General features: G+C 71.1%; 18 protein-coding genes and 1 tRNA gene. 8 read left to right on the top strand and 11 right to left on the bottom strand.

All coding sequences use genetic code 11. The features are described 5' to 3' along the window. Positions 1-152: 152 nt before the first annotated feature. Positions 153-2585 (bottom strand): heavy metal translocating P-type ATPase, encoded by a 2433-nt coding sequence (locus LL946_RS07760; protein ID WP_404386455.1) that lies wholly within the window; start codon positions 2583-2585, stop codon positions 153-155. A gap of 87 nt (positions 2586-2672) precedes the next feature. After that, the gene (locus LL946_RS07755; protein WP_404386453.1) at positions 2673-2915 is read right to left on the bottom strand and encodes an SHOCT domain-containing protein; all 243 of its coding nucleotides are present in this window, start codon (positions 2913-2915) and stop codon (positions 2673-2675) included. A gap of 148 nt (positions 2916-3063) precedes the next feature. Between LL946_RS07755 and LL946_RS07750 the strand changes: the two genes are divergently transcribed. Continuing rightward, positions 3064-3807, top strand: a complete 744-nt coding sequence (locus LL946_RS07750; RefSeq protein WP_404386451.1) for a response regulator — start codon at positions 3064-3066, stop codon at positions 3805-3807. Further along, positions 3804-4970, top strand: a complete 1167-nt coding sequence (locus LL946_RS07745) for a sensor histidine kinase (protein ID WP_404386449.1) — start codon at positions 3804-3806, stop codon at positions 4968-4970. The genes LL946_RS07750 and LL946_RS07745 overlap by 4 nt, the downstream gene beginning before the upstream one ends. Here LL946_RS07745 and LL946_RS07740 read toward each other — a convergent pair. Then, positions 4967-6151 carry a YibE/F family protein gene (locus LL946_RS07740; RefSeq protein WP_404386447.1) on the bottom strand — a complete coding sequence of 395 codons (1185 nt, stop codon included), beginning with the start codon at positions 6149-6151 and terminating at the stop codon, positions 4967-4969. The two genes, LL946_RS07745 and LL946_RS07740, sit on opposite strands and share 4 nt — an antisense overlap. A gap of 185 nt (positions 6152-6336) precedes the next feature. After that, positions 6337-6419, bottom strand: a tRNA-Leu gene (locus LL946_RS07735). A gap of 263 nt (positions 6420-6682) precedes the next feature. Here LL946_RS07735 and LL946_RS07730 point away from each other — a divergent pair. The 3 genes from LL946_RS07730 to LL946_RS07720 are packed head-to-tail and all read left to right on the top strand — an operon-like array spanning position 6683 to position 8993. Then, the gene (locus LL946_RS07730) at positions 6683-7462 is read left to right on the top strand and encodes a LamB/YcsF family protein (RefSeq protein ID WP_404386445.1); all 780 of its coding nucleotides are present in this window, start codon (positions 6683-6685) and stop codon (positions 7460-7462) included. Beyond that, the gene (locus LL946_RS07725) at positions 7459-8127 is read left to right on the top strand and encodes an allophanate hydrolase subunit 1 (protein WP_404386443.1); all 669 of its coding nucleotides are present in this window, start codon (positions 7459-7461) and stop codon (positions 8125-8127) included. The genes LL946_RS07730 and LL946_RS07725 overlap by 4 nt, the downstream gene beginning before the upstream one ends. Then, positions 8124-8993, top strand: a complete 870-nt coding sequence (locus LL946_RS07720; RefSeq protein ID WP_404386441.1) for a biotin-dependent carboxyltransferase family protein — start codon at positions 8124-8126, stop codon at positions 8991-8993. The genes LL946_RS07725 and LL946_RS07720 overlap by 4 nt, the downstream gene beginning before the upstream one ends. Before the next feature lie 24 nt (positions 8994-9017). On the opposite strand, the gene LL946_RS07715 is transcribed toward LL946_RS07720, so the two are convergent. The 3 genes from LL946_RS07715 to LL946_RS07705 are packed head-to-tail and all read right to left on the bottom strand — an operon-like array spanning position 9018 to position 12009. Continuing rightward, positions 9018-10277: a glycosyltransferase gene (locus tag LL946_RS07715; protein ID WP_404386439.1), complete on the bottom strand. Its 1260-nt coding sequence runs from the start codon at positions 10275-10277 to the stop codon at positions 9018-9020. Next, entirely contained in the window at positions 10274-11389 is a 1116-nt protein-coding gene (locus LL946_RS07710; RefSeq protein WP_404386437.1) for an NYN domain-containing protein, read from the bottom strand. Before LL946_RS07710 ends, LL946_RS07715 begins: the two co-directional genes overlap by 4 nt. Then, complete coding sequence (locus LL946_RS07705) at positions 11386-12009, bottom strand: MerR family transcriptional regulator (protein WP_404386435.1); 624 nt, start codon at positions 12007-12009, stop codon at positions 11386-11388. The genes LL946_RS07710 and LL946_RS07705 overlap by 4 nt, the downstream gene beginning before the upstream one ends. Positions 12010-12112: 103 nt before the next feature. On the opposite strand from LL946_RS07705, the gene LL946_RS07700 reads away from it, so the two are divergent. The 3 genes from LL946_RS07700 to LL946_RS07690 all read left to right on the top strand — a co-directional run bounded on the left by LL946_RS07700 (position 12113) and on the right by LL946_RS07690 (position 16020). Further along, entirely contained in the window at positions 12113-12685 is a 573-nt protein-coding gene (locus LL946_RS07700; protein WP_404386433.1) for a DUF4188 domain-containing protein, read from the top strand. Positions 12686-12722: 37 nt separating this feature from the next. Next, entirely contained in the window at positions 12723-15224 is a 2502-nt protein-coding gene (locus LL946_RS07695; RefSeq protein ID WP_404386431.1) for a phosphoketolase, read from the top strand. Positions 15225-15435: 211 nt separating this feature from the next. Further along, complete coding sequence (locus tag LL946_RS07690; RefSeq protein ID WP_404386429.1) at positions 15436-16020, top strand: DoxX family protein; 585 nt, start codon at positions 15436-15438, stop codon at positions 16018-16020. A 146-nt stretch (positions 16021-16166) separates the two neighbouring features. On the opposite strand, the gene LL946_RS07685 is transcribed toward LL946_RS07690, so the two are convergent. The 4 genes from LL946_RS07685 to catA are packed head-to-tail and all read right to left on the bottom strand — an operon-like array spanning position 16167 to position 18658. Then, positions 16167-16835 (bottom strand): 3-oxoacid CoA-transferase subunit B, encoded by a 669-nt coding sequence (locus LL946_RS07685; protein WP_404386427.1) that lies wholly within the window; start codon positions 16833-16835, stop codon positions 16167-16169. Then, the gene (locus tag LL946_RS07680) at positions 16832-17503 is read right to left on the bottom strand and encodes a 3-oxoacid CoA-transferase subunit A (RefSeq protein ID WP_404386425.1); all 672 of its coding nucleotides are present in this window, start codon (positions 17501-17503) and stop codon (positions 16832-16834) included. The genes LL946_RS07685 and LL946_RS07680 overlap by 4 nt, the downstream gene beginning before the upstream one ends. Continuing rightward, positions 17503-17793 carry a muconolactone Delta-isomerase gene (gene catC / locus LL946_RS07675; protein ID WP_404386423.1) on the bottom strand — a complete coding sequence of 97 codons (291 nt, stop codon included), beginning with the start codon at positions 17791-17793 and terminating at the stop codon, positions 17503-17505. Before catC ends, LL946_RS07680 begins: the two co-directional genes overlap by 1 nt. Before the next feature lies 1 nt (position 17794). Next, positions 17795-18658: a catechol 1,2-dioxygenase gene (gene catA, locus LL946_RS07670; protein ID WP_404386421.1), complete on the bottom strand. Its 864-nt coding sequence runs from the start codon at positions 18656-18658 to the stop codon at positions 17795-17797.

Below are 18658 nucleotides of genomic sequence, written 5' to 3'. Positions count from 1 at the left end.
GGTGGGCGCACCCGCGTGAAGGGGGAGGCGGGTACGCACCGGTGACCAGCCTGCACAGTGACGGCCGGCCGAAGGACATGGATTCCCTGAAGGTTTGATGTAGATGGCGGAGGCACGACGAGTCGCCCGGCCTCGGCCCGTGGCCGGACTCGTCAGACGTGGTGAGTGGCCGGTGCGAGGGAGTGCTGGCCGGGGTTCGCACCGTCGACCGCCGGCGGCGGCGCAGGGAGTCTGAGCCGCTTGAGCATCAGCGCGTTGACGGCCACGATGACGCTGGACCCGGACATCGACAGGGCTGCGACCTCCGGTCGGAGGACGAGGCCCAGGGACGGCTCGAAGACGCCGGCGGCGATGGGGAGGGCGACGACGTTGTAGCCGACGGCCCAGCCGAGGTTCTGTCGCATCTTGCGCAGCGTGCCTCGTCCGACCCTCAGGGCGATGGGCACGTCGAGGGGGTCAGAGCGCATGAGCACCAGGTCGGCCGTCTCGATCGCGACGTCGGTCCCGGCCCCGATGGCGATGCCGAGGTCGGCCTGCGCGAGCGCGGGAGCGTCGTTGACGCCGTCGCCGACCATGGCGACCTTCTTGCCCCGTGCCTGCAGCTCGGCCACCTTGGCGGCCTTGTCGCCCGGAAGCACCTCGGCGATGACCGTGTCGATGCCGAGCTGGCCCGCGATGCGTTCGGCGGTGGCCCGGTTGTCGCCACTGAGCATGACGACCTCGGTGCCCAGCTCGTGCAGCTCACGGATGGCCTGCTCCGAGGTGGGCCTCACCGCATCCGCCAGGGCGATGACGCCTGCGCCCCGCCCGTCCACTCCCACGAGCACCGCGGTCCGGCCGCTGGCGGCCAGCTCGTCGCGGCGAGCCAGCAGCGGTTCGACGTCGATGGCTTCCTGTGCCATGAGCGTGCGGTTGCCCACGACCACCCGATGACCGCCGACCTCGGCGATGGCTCCGTGCCCGGGGACGTTCCGGAAGCCCGAGGGGACCGGGGACGCGATCCCCCGCTCCACGGCATACCGGACGACTGCCCCGGCCAACGGGTGCTCGCTCTCCCGCTCGACGGCAGCGACCAGACGGAGCAGCTCGTCCTCGGTGAGCCCGTCGGCGACGACCACGTCGGTGACGTCGGGCTCGCCCTTGGTGAGGGTGCCGGTCTTGTCGAGCACGACCGTGTCGATGCGGGCGGCGGACTCCAGGGCAGTGGCGTTCTTGAACAGGACTCCTCGTCTGGCGCCGAGCCCGGTGCCGACCATGATCGCGGTCGGCGTGGCCAGACCGAGCGCGTCGGGACAGGTGATGACCACGACCGTGATGCCGAACAACAGGGCCACCTGCACGCTTGCGCCGACCCCCAGCCACACGAGGAAGGTCCCGACGCCGCCGACGAGCGCGACGAGCACGAGCCAGAACGCCGCGCGATCGGCGAGTCGCTGCCCCGGGGCCTTGGAGTTCTGCGCCTGTTGCACCAGGGCCACGATCTGTGCGAGCGCGGTGTCGGACCCGACCCTGGTGGCTCGGACCCGCAACGTGCCAGTGGTGTTGATCGAGGCGCCGATGACGTCGGCGCCGGGCGACTTGCCGACGGGCAGGCTCTCGCCGGTGACCATGGACTCGTCGACCTCCGAGACGCCCTCCTCGACCGCCCCGTCGACCGGGATCTTGCCTCCGGGGCGGATGAGCACGAGATCGCCCACGACCACCTCGGCGGTCGGCACCTCGACCTCACGGCCGTCCCGCAGCACCGTCGCCATCGGGGGCGCGAGGTCCATGAGGGCGCGGATCGCGTCGTTGGCCCCTCCGCGGGCACGCATCTCGAACCAGTGACCGAGCAGCACGAAGGTCGTGAGCATGGCGGCCGCCTCGTAGAACACCTCGCCACCGCCGGTGAGGGTGACGCCGACGCTGTAGAGCCACCCCGCCGCGACCGCGACGGCGACGAGCACCATCATGTCGAGCGTCCGGTTGCGCAGCGCCCGCCAGGCGCCGTCGACGAAGATCCACGCGGAGTAGAACACGACCGGCAGGCTGAGAATCAGGGCGAACACGTCGTCGCGCAGTCCGAACGGCGTCGGCACGGTGAACCCGAACATGTCCCGGCCCATGGGCGACCACAACGTGATCCCTGCGGTGAGCACGAGCGCGCCGAGGAACCGGTTGCGCATGTCGCGGACCATGTCGTCCATGGACATGCCGCCGTGCCCGCCGTGCCCGCCGTGGCCCATCATCGCGTGCGGTGAGTGAGTCCCGGGTTCCCCTGGGTCAGGGGTATGCCGGACGGGCGCGTGGACCGACTCGCCTGCGCCGGCTCCCTCGTGTGTCCCGTGAGCGGGTGGCTCGTCCATCGGTTCGCAGACGTGGTCAGGCACCGACCGGCCGGAGCAGTGGTAGCCGCAGTCGCGCACCCACCCGGCCAGCTCGGCCACGGAGGTGACCGACGGGTCGTAGGTGACGGTGGCGGTCTGGTTCGCGGCGTTGGCCGCCACCTGCTCGACACCTCGCCGGCGTGTCAGCGTCGACTCGATGACGCGGGCTGAGGTGGCCCAGTGCAGGCCCCCCAGTTGCAGGACGGTTCTCTGGCTCATGACAACTCAGCTCCCGTGGGTCGGTGTCGAAACCGCTGTCAACGCGACAACCATATACCCCCTAGGGGTATTCCGTTCAGGGCGAAATCAGTGCGCCGAACGCAGCACGCCTTGGCGGGCGTGGTACTCGGCGGCGTCGATCTCACCGCGCGCGAAACGCTGGTCGAGAATCAGCTGCGCGTCGTGGTCCTCACGCGGGCGCTGCCGCGAGTCGCGGCCGCTGTCCCTGAACAGCGCCACGACCGCCACCACCACCAGTGCCCAGAAGGCAATGGCCGTGAGGCTCATCAGCAGCCATCCGGACCAACCCATACCGTCGTTCCACATCATCGTCCTCAGCTCCTTCGTCGGTCTGTGACCTCACTGTCGGACACCCACCCGGCTCGTCCGGCCGCCGTTCTGTGAAGGTTCGCTGAAGATGTGCCGCTCACCCCTCGCCCCCGCCTGTCCGAGGGACCCGGGCTGCCACGATGTGGTGATGGTCCACGACACGGCAGCCGAGCGGCCGACGAACTCGGTGCCGCTTCGCGGCGTCCGGGCCCTGGTGGTCGAGGACGACGTCCCGATGGCGACCCTCATCGAGAGCTACCTGGAACGCGAGGGCTACGAGGTCCACGTCAGCCACGACGGCGTCGACGCCGTCCAGGCGGCTCGTGACGTCGACCCCGACGTGGTGATCCTCGACCTCGGGCTGCCGGGGCTGGACGGGATCGAGGTGTGCCGGCAGCTGCGCACCTTCTCGGATGCGTACGTCGTGATGGTGACCGCCCGCACCGACGAGCTCGACACGTTGGTCGGGCTGTCGGTCGGCGCCGACGACTACATGACCAAGCCCTTCAGCCCTCGCGAGCTCGTGGCACGTCTGAGGGCGATGCTCCGTCGTCCGCGTCCGATGGGCGGATCGGGCCAGGTGCCGTCGCTGCGCCGCTTCGGCTCGTTGGCCATCGACCCCATCGGCCGGGACGTGTGGCTCGACGAGGAGCCGGTGCGGCTGACTCGCACGGAGTTCGACGTCCTCGCGGCCCTGTCGCACCGACCGCAGATGGCGTTCAATCGACGGCAGCTCATCGACCAGGTGTGGGGCGAAACCTGGGTCGGCGACGAGCACCTCGTCGACGTCCACGTCGGACACCTGCGGCGCAAGCTCGGGGACGACGCAGGGGCGGCCCGCTTCATTCGCACGGTGCGTGGCATTGGCTACCGGATGGGCTCCGGGGCATGAGCGGGCCCGGCGAGCCGCAGAGGCGGCCAGCGCGGCCAGCGCGGCCAGCGCGGGCCGAGCGAGCCGGGCGGGCCGGGCTCGCTCCGCGCCTGCTCATCGCCCAGACGCTGGTGCTGCTGGCGGGTGCCGTGACGACCTGGTTGGTCGCCTCCGTCGTCGGGCCGAGCATCTTCCACGACCACCTGCGCCAGGCCGGAGTCGGACACTCGACGTCGGAGGCTGCCCACGTGGAGGAGGCGTTCGGCTCGGCGCTGCTCATCTCACTCGGCGCGGCCCTGACCGCGTCCGTGATCCTCGCCCTGGGGGTCACGGCGTTCTTCACCAGACGCGTCCAGCGCTCCACCGCCGCCGTCTCGCATTCGGCCTCGCGGATCGCCGACGGGCACTACGGCACGCAGGTCCCGCGCCCCGGCCTCGGTGCGGAGTTCGACCAGCTCGCGTCCACCATCAACGACCTCGCCCAGCGCCTCGGTGACGTGGAGACGACGCGTCGCAGGCTCCTCGCCGACCTCGCCCACGAGATGCGCACCCCACTCGGCAGCATCGAGGCGCACCTCGAGGCGGTGGAGGATGGCGTCCGCCGCCTTGACGACGGAACCCTCGAGATCCTGCATGGCAACACGGCACGGCTGCACCGCCTGGCCGAGGACATCGGCGCCGTCGCCCGCGCGGAGGAGGACGGTCTCGACCTCCGTCAGGTGGTGGTCGGGGCCGACACCCTGGTCGTGTCGGCGACAGCAGCGGCAGCCGACGCTTTCGCCGCCCACGGGGTCGCCCTCGTCGTGGACGCCGGGCAGCCGACCTCCATCCTGGCCGACCCGGACCGCATCGCCCAGGTGCTCGCCAACCTGCTCGACAACGCCCTCCAGCACACGCCCTCCGGAGGCTCCGTCCACGTGTCGCTGCGCCGCCCCGACCCGGAGTGGGTCGAGATCGTCGTGGCGGACGACGGTGAGGGCATCGACGCGATGCACCTGGGGCACATCTTCGAGCGGTTCTACCGCGCGGACCCGTCCCGCAGCCGCATCCGGGGTGGCAGCGGGATCGGCCTGACGATCAGCAAGGCGCTCGTCGAGGCCCATGGTGGCGGCCTGTCGGTGGCCAGCCCGGGCGCCGGTCACGGCACGGTGCTGACGATCAGGCTGCCCGTCGTCCGGCCCTAGCCTCTGCCTCCGTGCTCCGCACCCGCGGTCGTCCCCCTCTGCACCCGCTGCTGGGTCAGCGCGGCGAGGATCGTGGTCACCGGCACCGCCGCCACGAGCCCCAGGGTGGCCACGGCGCTGCGCGCGATCTCCTGGGCGATGACCTGGTCGGTGAGGACGCCGCCCAGCGAGTCTCCTCCCGCGACGATGAGGATGAGCAGCGGCAGGGACGAGCCGGCATACGCGAGAACGATGGTGTTGACCACCGAGGCGATGTGCGAGCGCCCCACGCGCCCGGCTGCACGATAGAGCTCGACGAACCCGTAGGCCGGGTTCGCCTCCGCCAGCTCGCTGACGGTCGCCGCCTGGGTCACGGTGACGTCGTCCAGGACGCCGAGTGACCCGATGACGATGCCGGCGAGCAGCAGACCCTGCATGTTGATCCCGAGGGACAGTCCGACGGACGTGGAGATGTCGTCGGTCATGCCGGTGAGGTGCAGCGCCGAGACGGAGAGCGCCGAGAGCACCCCTGTCAGGGTGAGGCTGATGAGGGTCCCCAGCACGGCCACTGTCGTGGACAGGGAGAACCCGTGGGTGAGGTAGAGGACGGTGAGCATGATCGCCGCCGAGCCGACGATGGCCACGAGGAGTGGGGACTCCCCGCCGATGATCGCCGGGACCACGAAGTAGACGAGCAGTCCGAAGGTCACGGCGAGTCCGGCCAGCGCCGACACGCCACGCCACCGGCCGAACGCGACGAGGGCCAGCGTGAAGGCGATCGCCATGACCCACAGGGGGCGTTCACGCTGGTGGTCGACGACGGCATACTCGCCGCCCTGGGGGTTGTCGAGGCGCAGGAGCACCACGTCCTCGCCCTCGGCGATCGGGGGTGCGCCCGGACCCGTGGGCAGGGGTGCCTCGACCACCTGGCGCCCGGACCCCTCGCTCAGACGCACCTGCACCGTCCCGCACCGGTCGGTGCCGGGCTGGCCCTCGGGACACGGCGCGCTCTCGACCGACACCACGTGGCCGTTGGTCTGCTCACCCTGGGCCGGCTGGTCCGGCTGGGCCACCTCACCCGTGGGCCAGAGCCAGATGAGGGCGGCCAGGGTCGCGAGGGCGATGGGCACGATCACGGCGACGGCCAGCATCCGCATCGAGGCGGACTCGTCCCCACCGTGGCGGGCGTGATGTCCGCCCATGGGGCATCGACTCCTTGCAGGGGTGAGTGCAGCCCGCGTCAGCGGGCGACGTCCGCGTCGATCGTAGCGGGGGCTGTGTGGGCCCGACGCGCCCGCGGCCCGAGCGCAGCGCCCGGGCCAGAACGCACAACACCCCGAACCGTGGGGGTTCGGGGTGTTGCCGATGTCCTGAGACATCACACACGTGCGCAAGGGGGGATTTGAACCCCCACGCCCTTTCGGACACTGCGACCTGAACGCAGCGCGTCTGCCGTTCCGCCACTTGCGCGTGAGCCGTCTCAGTGTGCCGCACGCACCCCGCGTCCTCCAAACCAGGGCCCGTATGCCGTCCGCCCGCGTCCCTCGGACCGGCTCCACTCGGTCGGGGCGTCGCGAGGGTGTGCGTCGTGGACGTGCCTTTGCGTCAGCTGGTGAAGCACAGGCACTCCTCCACACGACCCCTCGTCGGCCGGCCACCCCCGGATCGCGGCCAACCGCACACACGACCCCGATCCGCGACCCCGGGCGACCACTCGGAGCAGACTGGCCCCCATGACGGGCGCGACGACAGCCGGGCGGATCGACCTCAACGCCGACCTCGGCGAGTCCCTCGGCACGTGGCGGCTCGGTGACGACGAGGCCATGCTCGACGTCGTCACGAGCGCCAACGTCGCCTGCGGGTTCCACGCCGGTGACAGCCTCACCCTCCAGCGGACCTGCGCGATGGCGGTCGAGCGCGGCGTCGTCATCGGCGCCCAGGTGGGCTACCGCGACCTCGCCGGCTTCGGACGCCGGTTCATCGACATGGACCCGGCCGAGCTCACCGCCGACGTGATCTACCAGATCGGCGCCCTCGAGATGCTGGCCCGGGTCGCCGGTGGTCGCGTCGCCTACGTCAAGCCGCACGGCGCGCTCTACAACGCGATCGTCCACCACGAGGAGCAGGCGGCAGCGGTCGTTGGAGCGGTCGTCGCGGTCGACGCCGACCTGCCGGTCCTCGGCCTGCCGGGTTCGGTCTTCCTGCGCCGGGCCGAGGCCGCCGGGCTGCCCACCGTGGCCGAGGCGTTCGCCGACCGCGGCTACGCGCCGGACGGCACCCTCGTTCCTCGGAGCCAGCCAGGAGCGGTCCTCGAAGACCCCGGCGAGATCGCCGAGCGGATGGTTCGGCTCGTGACCCAGGGGCGCCTCACCGCCGTGGACGGCACCGACATCGACGTGCGTGCCCAGTCGATCTGCACCCACGGCGACTCACCGGGTGCCGTGGCGTCGGCCCGCGCCGTCCGCGCCGCCCTGACCGGGGCGGGCATCGAGATCGCCCCGTTCGCGACATGACCGAGGTACCCGAGCGAGGCATCCGCGTCCGGATCCTGCCGATGGGCGAGTTCGCCTGGCTCGTCGAGACCGACGACCTCGACTCCGTGTTGGCCCTCGAGTCGGCCCTCGACCCGCTCATCCACCGCGCTCGGGGCGTCTGGGCCGACGTCGAGGACCTCGTCCCCGCGGCCCGCACGCTCCTCGTCGTGGCCCGCCCGGGCACGGACCTCGACGTCCTCGCCCACGAGATCCGGGACGTCGCCGCGACCACCGACCCGACCCCGCCCACCACAGCGACCGAGGTCGTCGAGGTGCCCGTCCGCTACGACGGGCCCGACCTCGACACCGTGGCCGCCCACACCGGCCTCAGCACCGCCGAGGTCGTCGCCGCCCACACCGGCACTCCGTGGCGGGTCGCGTTCAGCGGGTTTGCACCCGGGTTCGCCTACCTCGTCGGTGGCGACCCGCGCCTCGCCGTCGCCCGTCACACCGAGCCGCGCACCCACGTCCCCGCCGGTGCGGTCGGGCTGGCAGGCGAGTTCAGCGGGGTCTACCCGCGCGAGTCACCCGGTGGCTGGCAGCTCATCGGGACCACCGACCTCGTGATGTGGGACGCCGACCGCGATCCGCCGGCACTGCTCACGCCCGGCACCACCGTCCGTTTCACGCAGGTGCCCACGTGAGTCGGGCTCACGCCGTCGAGGTCCTCGACCCCGGCCCGCTCACCCTCGTGCAGGACCTAGGTCGCGTCGGGCACCTCGCCATCGGTGTCGGTCACGCGGGCGCCGCCGACCGAGGTTCCTACCTCCTCGGGAACCGGCTAGTCGGCAACGCCGTCGGCGCTCCTGCCCTCGAGGTCACCCTCGGCGGCCTCCGACTGCGCGCTGTCGGCGACCTACTCGTCAGCCTCACCGGGGCACCCGCACCCGCAGACGTCGACGGCCGCCCTGTCGCCCACGCTGCCCTCGTCGAGGTCCGAGACGGTCAGGTCCTCACCCTGGGTAGGCCCTCCGCAGGTCTGCGCACCTACGTCGGCGTCCGCGGCGGGTTCGAGGTGCCGCGCACCCTCGGCTCGGCGTCGAGCGACACGATGTCCGGCCTCGGCCCGGCACCGCTCATGGCCGGACAGGTGCTCGCCGTCGGCAGCCGGACCGAGAGCTTCCCCGTCCTCGACGCAGCCGTCGTCCCCGATCCAGCCTCGGGCACGGTCGAGCTCGACGTCACGCCGGGCCCGCGTCACGACTGGTTCGCCGACCCGACCGCCCTCGCGGGCTCACCGTGGACGGTGTCGTCACGCAGCGACCGCAGGGGAATCCGCCTCGAGGGCGCCCCGCTCGCCCGCCGACCCGAGCTGCGCGGCGCCGAGCTCCAGAGCGAAGGCATGGTCCGGGGCGCGATCCAGGTCCCACCCGGCGGCCAGCCCGTCCTGTGCCTCAACGACCACCCTGTCACCGGGGGCTACCCCGTCATCGGTGTCGTCAGGTCGGCCTCGGTCGACCGCGCCGCCCAGCTCCAGCCCGGCCAGCCGGTCCGGTTCCGCTGGCACTGATGCCTGCGTGACGCGATCCCGTGCTCAGCCGAGCAGCTCCACAGCCCGTGCCACCCCGTCCTCCTGGCGGATTCCGGCTCCCAGCGCCGATGCTCGCGTCGCGGACTCGCCCCGAGCGAACCCCCGCAGCACCTCCGTGAGCCACTCCACCGACAGCTCGTGGCGTCGCACCGGCCGTGCGCCGACGCCGAGCTCCCACACCCGTCGTCCCCAGTACGGCTGGTCACCGATGTGCGCGACCACCGCCTGCGGCACCCCCGCGCGCAGCGCTGCCGCCGTCGTCCCCGCGCCACCGTGGTGCACGACCCCGGCCATCCGCGGGAACAGCCACCCGTGCGGCACGCTCCCCACCTCGTGCACCCACGCGTCGTCGTGCGAGGCCAACCCGGCCGCTCCCGAGTGCAGCACGACCCGCACCCGCGCCGCCCGCGCCGCGCGGGCCACGAGGTCCCCGAGTCGGCTCGCCTCGCTCGTCGACATCGACCCGAACCCGACGTATGCCGGCCCACGCAGAGCGTGGGACCCGCGCTCCCCGTCGGCGACCCAGCCCGCCAGCCGCTCGTCCGGCACGAACCCCTGGATCTCGTCGAGGAACCAGTAGCCGGTGACCTGCGGGTTCCCGCGCCAGTCGGGCGCCGGGGGCACCACCAGCGGCGAGGCAGCGAGGAGGCCCGGAGTGCGGCGGATCGCGTCGACCATGCCCCGGCGCCCGGTCGGCTCGAGTCCGAGCTCCCGGCGCACCTCGTCCCCGGCCACCGCGAACACCGAGGCGGTCGTGGCGAGAAGTGACTGTGCCGCAACACGATTCGCGATCGACGACCGCCTCGGCAGCACGGGCTGCAGCCCCGCCCACCCGCTTCGGGTCGGCCGCATCGGCGCGAACTCGGTCGTGACGTGGCGCCCCCCGCCGACCGACACCAGGGCGTCGACGGCGTGCACCGTGAGCATCCCGCTGACCCACAGGTCGGCCGAGCCGACGAGCGGGAGCCAGGCTCCGGCATACTCGCGCACGGTCGAGCGCACGAAGCGGCGGAGCGCGACGAGCTCGTGCCACGGGCTGCGGCTGGACTCGCCGAGCCACGCGACGCCCAGCGGTGAGGCGATGAGCTCGTCGATCCGCAGGCCGGCAGGCACGAAGCCCACGCCGTGCGACGTGACCAACGGCTCGAAGTCGTCACCGGCGCAGATCGTGACGGTGTGACCGGCCCGCTGCAGGCCCACCCCGAGAGCCACCATCGGCTGCACGTCGCCGCGCGAACCGGCGGCGAGGATGTTGACCCTCACGTGAGGCGGATCCTCCCGACGTGGTGCCAGAAGCGTTCGCGCACACCATGTCTGGCCGCGTCGTCGATGTCGTAGGCACCGGACCGGCTCGACAGGTCGAGCAGCAGCGCCCGGTCGAGCTCGCCGGGGACCGTCGGCTGTGCGCCGCGCAGCTCGGCGAGCGACTCGGGAGTGGCCGTGCGGCACCACGACGACACGACGGCATACGCGACGGCGTCCCAGAGACCGGGACCGGACTCGGTCCCCGCACCGACGATGGGAGTGAGCGGCTCCGGCAGGACGACCTCGCGAGCGCGCTTGCGTCCGAGGACGGCGGGCGACGGAACCGGTATGCCGGCCGCCTCCGTCTCGGGGTCCGGCTCGCCCTGTGCCACAACAGGATCGGCCGGCTCGGCCTCGACGACACCCTTGGCTGCGGGCTCCGGAGTCGGAGACACCGCGGCCGCCGGGTCCACGTCGGTCGGCTCGAGCACCTCGGCAGCGGCCTCGTCGTTGGGCGCGCCCAGCTCGTCCGCGGCCGCGTCGTCCTCGTCGAGGGTGGGCACCAGCCCGGCAGCCAGCGCCCGCGAGCGCACGCACGTGTCGATGATCTCGGTGTCGACGAGCAGCTCGTCGTCGGCGGCCCGCCGCAGGTGCTTGGAGACCGCGTGCGAGGTGCCGTTGACGCCCGGCACCGACAGCAGACGGACCTGCACCCCGGCACCCTGCGCCTCCTCGACGGCCTCGGTGAGGTCGTCGTCGCCGGAGACGAGGTAGACGACGTCGGCGACCCGGGCCCGTCCCTGGAGCGCGAGGTCGAGGCCGAGGCGCACGTCGACGCCCTTCTGCTCACCGGCGTAGGAGAGTCGGCCGAGGCGCAGCTTGACCTTGGGCAGCAGTCCGATCTGGTCCTGGTGGTGGTCGGGTTGGCCACCGGGACGGGCACCGGAGTCGTACCAGTTGACCCGCAGCACCGGCAGCCCCGAGTCGGCCTCGACCTGCTCGACGAGGGCTCGCACGAGCCCCGGGTAGTCGACCTCGACGCTGCTGCGCAGGGACGAGCCGGTGACGCGCGTGGCCGCGGACGCCAGGAGGTAGCCGACGTCGACGTAGACCGCGCACCAGGAGCTCATGTCCCCACCCTCTCAGTACGACGTGAGACGTGCTGCTGCGCGAGCCGACGCAGGGCGACGAGCACCGGGTCGACGAGCACGGTTCCCACGACGACGTGGCGCACAGCGCCCTCCGGATCCGCCGGGACCGTCCCGACGTCGACCGCGGCAACGCCCTCGACGTGGTCGGCGTAGCGGCTCATCCGCTCCTCGTCGAGCCCGAGCGCGGCGTGGTCGCACGCCTCCCAGGCCAGGGCGAGGTCGTCGAGGAACGGGTCCTGCGGGTCGATCTCCCAACCGTGCTGCTCGACCCACGCACGCACCCGATCGGTGGAGACACCCTCGTCACCCTCGCCGGGCCGGCCGGAGCGCGCCAGGGTCCGCTGCGCCGCCTCGAGGACGTGCAGCCGGTCGGTTCCGGGGTCGGTGATGACGTCGAGCACCTGCTCGATCCGGGCGAGCGAGAGCCCGCCGACCTCGCTCAGTGCCCGCACGAGCCGCACCCGGTCGACGTGCGACTCGTCGTAGTCCGCCTGGGTGCGCGACAGGCTCCGGCCCGGGTGGAGCAGCCCCTCGCGCAGGTAGTACTTGAGCGTCGGGATCGCGACGCCGGTCTCGGCGGACAGCTCGGCGAGCCGCACGGCATACCTCCTCGATGGGAAAACCCTTGACTTTGGATAGTAGACGTCTCCAAACTGTGGAGAGCCCGGATAGTGCCACTATCCAACAACTCCGGAGGCCGCCATGACCGACACCGCCGCACCCTCGTCCACGACCGACGTGCCCGCCGTGGTGCGCACGACCCACGCGTGGGACGACTCCATCGTCGTCTTCCACATCGGCATGACGTTCGAGAAGCCGCACCGCGTCGACCTGTGGATGCCGGTCTTCCTCGCCATGCCCAAGATGCTCGCCGAGCTCGAGCGCAACAAGGCGGCAGCGGCGCGCGGCGAGGCCGAGGACCTCGGGTTCCTCGGTGCGACGACCCTCGTCGGCGCCAAGGGGCCCTGGATCGTCCAGTGGTGGCGCAGCACCGAGCACCTCTACGCCTACTCGCGGATGGCCACGAAGGCGCACCTCCCGGCGTGGCGGGCCTTCAACGCCGCTGCGCGCCGCTCACCCGGCGCCGTCGGCATCTGGCACGAGACGTATGCCGTCCCCGCCGGCTCGGTCGAGTCGATCTACGGCAACGGCGCCAGGGTGGGCCTCGGGGCCGTCACCGGGACGGTGCCGGTGATGCGTCGGGGACGCACCGCGCGGGAGCGGCTGGGGAGCTCGCTGAACACCGGCACAGGAGGCGCCGCGTCACTAGGGTGAGGAAGGCAGTCGACGTCCCCTCCCGAGAGGCCACACGATGACCACCGCCGCCCTGGGCACGCCCTGGCAGTCCCGCGCCGACGCCGGACCCGAGTCGCTCGACGACACCACCCTCGACCGCATCCACCGGTGGTGGCGCGCGGCCAACTACCTCTCGGTCGGCCAGATCTACCTGCTCGACAACCCGCTGCTGCGCACCCAGCTGCACCGCGACCACGTCAAGCCCCGCCTCCTCGGGCACTGGGGGACGACGCCGGGGCTCAACTTCCTCTACGCCCACCTCAACCGGGTCATCGACGAGCGCAAGCAGCCCACGATCTACATCACCGGGCCCGGGCACGGCGGTCCCGGCCTCGTCGCCAACACCTACCTCGAGGGCACCTACACCGAGACCTACCACGACATCACCCAGGACGAGGCGGGCCTGGAGCGGCTCTTCAAGCAGTTCAGCTTCCCCGGCGGCATCCCCTCGCACGTCGCGCCCGAGACGCCCGGCTCCATCCACGAGGGTGGCGAGCTCGGCTACGCGCTCTCGCACGCCTACGGCGCCGCGCTCGACAACCCCGACCTGCTCGTCTTCGCCGTCGTGGGCGACGGTGAGGCCGAGACCGGTCCGCTCGCGACGAGCTGGCACGCCAACAAGTTCGCCAACCCGGCGACCGACGGCGTCGTTCTGCCCGTCCTGCACCTCAACGGCTACAAGATCGCCAACCCGACCGTCCTCGCCCGCATCGGCCACGACGAGCTCGAGTCGCTCATGGTCGGTTACGGGCACAAGCCCTTTTTCTTCAAGGCCGGATTCGACGACGAGTCTCCCGAGGGCTACCACCGGCGCTTCGCCGAGCTGCTCGACGAGGTCCTCGACGAGATCGCCGCGATCAAGGCCGAGGCCGCGCGCGTCGGCGCCGACAAGGTGGAGCGACCGCGCTGGCCGATGATCGTCTTCGAGCACCCCAAGGGCTGGACCGGCCCCAAGCAGATCGACGGCAAGCCCACCGAGGGTCACTGGCGGAGCCACCAGGTGCCTCTCGCGAGCGCACGCGACACCGACGAGCACCTCCAGAACCTCGAGGACTGGCTCCAGTCGTATGCCGTCGACGAGCTCTTCGACGAGTCCGGTCGCCTCCACGAGGACATCGCCTCCCTGGCGCCCGAGGGCCAGCTGCGGATGGGCGCGAACCCGCACACCAACGGCGGACTCCTGCGCACCCCGTTGCGCCTGCCCGACTTCCGCGACTTCGCGGTCGAGGTCGACGAGGCGGCGCGCGGCGGCCAGATGGCCGAGGCGACGAGGGTCCTCGGCAACTGGCTGGCCGAGGTGATGCGCGCCAACCCGGAGAACTTCCGGATCTTCGGCCCGGACGAGACCGCCTCGAACCGCCTGGGCGGGGTCTTCGACGTCACCGCGAAGCAGTGGAACGCGGCATACGAGCCGTTCGACGAGGCCGACCCCATGGCCAGGGTGGGCAAGGTCCTCGAGATGCTCTCGGAGCACCAGTGCCAGGGCTGGCTCGAGGGCTACCTGCTCACCGGGCGCCACGGCATGATGAGCAGCTACGAGGCGTTCATCCACATCGTCGACTCGATGTTCAACCAGCACGCCAAGTGGCTCAAGGTCACCAACCACATCGAGTGGCGCCGCCCGATCTCGTCGCTCAACTACCTGCTCAGCTCGCACGTGTGGCGACAGGACCACAACGGCTTCAGCCACCAGGACCCCGGCTTCATCGACCACGTGGTCAACAAGAAGGCCGACATCATCCGGGTCTACCTACCGCCGGACGCCAACACCCTGCTCTCGACGTGGGACCACCTGCTGCGCACCGACCAGTGCGTCAACGTCGTCGTCGCCGGCAAGCAGCCGGGTCCGTCGTGGCTGACGATGCAGGAGGCGATCCACCACTGCACCCGCGGCCTCGGCATCTGGGAGTGGGCCGGGTCCGAGGGGTCGGGCGCGGAGTGCGACGTCGTCCTCGCGTGCGCCGGCGATGTCCCGACCGTCGAGGTCATGGCCGCCGCGCAGCTGTTGCGCGAGAACCTCCCCGAGCTCAAGGTGCGCGTCGTCAACGTCGTCGACCTCATGCGGCTGCAGGACGAGTTCGAGCACCCGCACGGTCTGAGCAGCCGCGACTTCGACACGATCTTCACGCCGGACAAGCCGGTGATCTTCGCCTACCACGGCTACCCGTGGCTCATCCACCGGCTGACCTACCGCCGATCCGGTCACGAGAACCTCCACGTCCGCGGCTACAAGGAGGAGGGGACGACGACGACGCCGTTCGACATGGTCATGCTCAACGACCTCGACCGCTTCCACCTCGTCATCGACGTCATCGACCGCGTCCCCGGGCTCGGCTCGAAGGCGGCCGGGCTGCGACAACGCATGCAGGACAAGCGATTCGAGGCACGCGCCTATGCCATCACCCACGGCGACGACCTGCCCGAGGTGCGTGACTGGGTGTGGGCCGACGCCGGTGACACCGGGACCGGGGAGGGCGGGCCGAACGCGACTCAGCTCACCGGCGGCGACAACGACTAGCCCTCTGCCCAGCCTTCGCTCAGCTCTTGCCCAGCCCTCTGCCCAGTCCTCGTTCACGTCGTGAGCGGGGGCTGAGCAGTGGTCTGTACGGCACCTGCACGCGGGCTGTGGAAGTCAGGACCTAAGGCCCATCCCGTGCCGAGCGCGCCGACCTAGTTTGAGAACACCGGAGGAAACACCACCGGCCCACCATCAACCGGAGGTCAGCACCATGAACACCACTCACGCCACGCGGCACGACCTCGACACGGTCCCGGACCACGGGGCCACGCACTTCGAGGACGTCGTCCGCAACCCGGTCGCACGTTGGGCGCTCGTCGCCCTGCGCTACGTCCTCGGCTTCACCTTCCTGTGGCCGTTCCTCGACAAGATGTTCGGACTCGGCTACGGCACTCCCGCGGAGAACGCCTGGATCGATGGAGGCTCGCCGACCACTGGGTTCCTCACCAAGAACCCCGCAGTCGTCGAAGGTCCGTTCGGTGACTTCTTCGCCAACTTCGCCGGCGGGGTCTGGGACTGGCTGTTCATGTTCGGACTCCTCGGCATCGGCGTCGCGTTCCTCGCCGGCGCTGGCATGAAGATCGCTGCATGGGGCGGCACGCTCCTCATGGCCCTCATGTACTTCGCGGAGTTCCCCATCGGCCGCGACGGTGAGGGTTTCACCAACCCGATCTTCGACAGCCACTGGATCGAGGCCCTCGGCCTCATCGTCCTCGCCTACACCTTCGCCGGTGACAAGCTCGGTCTCGGCCGCTGGTGGAGCAGGATCGTCGGTAGCGACAGCATCCTTCGCTGACCCACAGAACTCGGCCGCCGCATCCCCTCCGGTGCGGCGGTCGACCCATGTCCGGCCCCCGCACTTTTCGACCAATAGGCCACGAACTGTCGCGACACTTCGTGACCTATTGGTCGAAAAGTGTCAGGGGGTCAGGGGTCAGGGGGTCAGGGGGTCGCGTCGATGAGCGGCACCGCCAGGAGGGCAGCGAGGTCGGCGAAGGTCGTGCCGAACACCTCACGCACCTCGACCCCGTCACCGGTGATGACGAAGGTCGCGAGGTCGGTGTAGACCCGCGAGACGCAGCCGACGCCGGTGAGGGGGAAGGTGCACTCGGGGACGAGCTTGGGAGTCCCGTCCCGGGCCAGCAGCGTCATCATCACGAACGTCTCCTTGGCCCCGAGCGCGAGGTCCATGGCGCCGCCGACCGCGGGGATGTCACCCGGTCGCCCGGTGTGCCAGTTGGCGAGGTCGCCGGTCGCGGACACCTGGTAGGCGCCTAGGACGCAGTAGTCGAGGTGGCCGCCGCGCATCATCGCGAACGAGTCGGCGTGGTGGAAGTACGACGCCCCCGGCAGCTCGGTCACCGCGATCTTGCCGGCGTTGATGAGGTCGGGGTCGACCTCGTCGCCGTGCGCTTCGGGTCCCATCCCGAGCATGCCGTTCTCGGTGTGGAGGACGACGCCGCTCGCCGGGTCGAGGTGGTTGGAGACCGTCGTCGGCAGGCCGATGCCGAGGTTGACGAAGGAGCCGTCGGGGATGTCCGCGGCGACCTTGCGGGCGATGCCGTCCTTGTCGAGGGGTATGCCGTGTGCGGCCTTCGCCGGTGTCGTCACTGTCCTGCTCCTGTCACGCGCACGACCCGGTCGACGTAGATCGACGGGGTGACGACGTTCTCCGGGTCGATGCCGCCGACGGGAACGACCTTTGCCACCTGGACGACCGTCGTCGTCGCAGCCGCGGCCATGATCGGGCCGAAGTTGCGGGCCGTCTTGCGGTAGGTGAGGTTGCCGGCCTCGTCGGCGATGTGGGCCTTGACGAGGGCGACGTCGGCCCGCAGCGGCAGCTCGAGGACGTAGTGGCGCCCGTCGATCTCGCGGACCTCCTTGCCCTCGGCGAGCAGCGTGCCGTAGCCGGTGGGGGTGAAGAAGCCGCCGATCCCGGCACCCGCGGCGCGGATCCTCTCGGCGAGGTTGCCCTGCGCCACGAGCTCGAGCTCGACCTCGCCCGCGCGGTACTTCTCGTCGAAGTGCCACGAGTCGCTCTGCCGCGGGAACGAGCAGATGACCTTGCGCACGCGGCCCTCCCGGATGAGGGCTGCGAGCCCGAAGTCGCCGTTGCCGGCGTTGTTGTTGACGATCGTCAGGTCGCGGGCGCCGCACTGGATGAGCGCGTCGATGAGCTCGACCGGCTGGCCGGCAGCGCCGAAGCCGCCGACCATGACGGTCGCGCCGTCACCGATGCCCGCGACCGCCTCGGCGGCCGTCTCGACGAAGTCGACCATCAGCGCTGGTCCGCCGGCAGCGCCGAGGGGTGCTGTGCCAGCGGCTGCACCTCGATCTCCATGTACGGGAAGAGCGGCAGGTTCCAGAGGATCTCGTGGAGCCGGTCGTGGTCCGCGACGTCGAAGATGCTGAGGTTCGCGTACTGCCCCGGCAGCCGCCAGATGCTCACCCACTGACCTGCCCGCTGCAGGTCCTGGCTGTACGCCTTCTCGCGCGCGAGCGTCTCGGTCCGCACGTCCTCGTCGAGGTCACGCGGGAGGTCGACGACCATCGTCACGGCATACAGCACGTCAGGCCTTGGCCAGGGTGAAGTCGTAGGTGACCTCGACGCCCGTCTCGTCGGCCTTCGGGGTCGGCGCGAGGATGAGCTCGGGCTTGGTGGCCGAGGCGATGTCGGAGTCGAGGTACTCGCCGCCCTCGAAGTAGAGCTGGGTCGTGATCGTCTGGTGGTCCTGCGCCGTGACCTTGAGGTGGAGGTGCGCCGGACGCCAGGCGTGCCAGCCGGCGGCCGCGATGAGCGCGCCCGTCGCCCCGTCGTGCGGGATCTGGTACGGCGCGGGCTGCACGGTGTGCGCCAGGAAGCGGCCGTCCTCGCCCGTCGTGAAGCTGCCGCGGAGGTTCCACTCGGGCAGGGCCGGAGCGAACTGGCTGTAGAAGCCGAGGTCGTCCGCGTGCCAGAGCTCGACGACCGCGCCGGCGAGCGGGGTCCCGTCCTCGGACTCCACGACGCCGCCGAAGTCGAGCGGGGTGCCGGGCTCGTCGTCGCGCTGGGGCAGGGTGCCCTCGGCGCCGAGGTTCGGGGAGCCCGGGACGTAGAAGGGGCCCTCGATGCTGCCCTTGGTGCCGTTGCGCTCCTTGTTGACCGTCTCCTCGACCACGTGCTCGACGAAGACGTCGAGGAAGAGCGGCCACTCGCCGTCCTCACCGACACGGATGAGCCACGCCTTGAGCGCGTCGTACTCGTCGTAGGTGACGTCGTGCTCGCGGATGACGTCGTGCAGCGCCTTGAGCGCCGCACCGGCGACGGTGGAGACGCGCTCGGGGTCGACGGCTCCGCCCGACTTCTCCTTCTCCTTGAAGTAGCGGGTCGCGTCAGCTCCGGTGACGGCGGCCTTGGCGTCCGTCTCGTCGAGCTGGTGGGTCTCGGTGGTCAT

This window comes from Knoellia locipacati, assembly GCF_044791685.1.
In the GTDB taxonomy this organism is placed as follows: domain Bacteria; phylum Actinomycetota; class Actinomycetes; order Actinomycetales; family Dermatophilaceae; genus Knoellia; species Knoellia locipacati_A.
This window is presented reverse-complemented; position numbering and strand designations above follow the sequence as displayed.

Excerpts from the sequence above, each read along its gene's own strand:
- LL946_RS07760 (WP_404386455.1), bottom strand. The coding sequence starts at position 2,585 with ATGAGCCAGAGAACCGTCCTGCAACTGGGGGGCCTGCACTGGGCCACC.
- LL946_RS07755 (WP_404386453.1), bottom strand. The coding sequence starts at position 2,915 with ATGATGTGGAACGACGGTATGGGTTGGTCCGGATGGCTGCTGATGAGC.
- LL946_RS07750 (WP_404386451.1), top strand. The coding sequence starts at position 3,064 with ATGGTCCACGACACGGCAGCCGAGCGGCCGACGAACTCGGTGCCGCTT.
- LL946_RS07745 (WP_404386449.1), top strand. The coding sequence starts at position 3,804 with ATGAGCGGGCCCGGCGAGCCGCAGAGGCGGCCAGCGCGGCCAGCGCGG.
- LL946_RS07740 (WP_404386447.1), bottom strand. The coding sequence starts at position 6,151 with ATGGGCGGACATCACGCCCGCCACGGTGGGGACGAGTCCGCCTCGATG.
- LL946_RS07730 (WP_404386445.1), top strand. The coding sequence starts at position 6,683 with ATGACGGGCGCGACGACAGCCGGGCGGATCGACCTCAACGCCGACCTC.
- LL946_RS07725 (WP_404386443.1), top strand. The coding sequence starts at position 7,459 with ATGACCGAGGTACCCGAGCGAGGCATCCGCGTCCGGATCCTGCCGATG.
- LL946_RS07710 (WP_404386437.1), bottom strand. The coding sequence starts at position 11,389 with ATGAGCTCCTGGTGCGCGGTCTACGTCGACGTCGGCTACCTCCTGGCG.
- LL946_RS07700 (WP_404386433.1), top strand. The coding sequence starts at position 12,113 with ATGACCGACACCGCCGCACCCTCGTCCACGACCGACGTGCCCGCCGTG.
- LL946_RS07695 (WP_404386431.1), top strand. The coding sequence starts at position 12,723 with ATGACCACCGCCGCCCTGGGCACGCCCTGGCAGTCCCGCGCCGACGCC.
- LL946_RS07690 (WP_404386429.1), top strand. The coding sequence starts at position 15,436 with ATGAACACCACTCACGCCACGCGGCACGACCTCGACACGGTCCCGGAC.
- LL946_RS07680 (WP_404386425.1), bottom strand. The coding sequence starts at position 17,503 with ATGGTCGACTTCGTCGAGACGGCCGCCGAGGCGGTCGCGGGCATCGGT.
- catA (WP_404386421.1), bottom strand. The coding sequence starts at position 18,658 with ATGACCACCGAGACCCACCAGCTCGACGAGACGGACGCCAAGGCCGCC.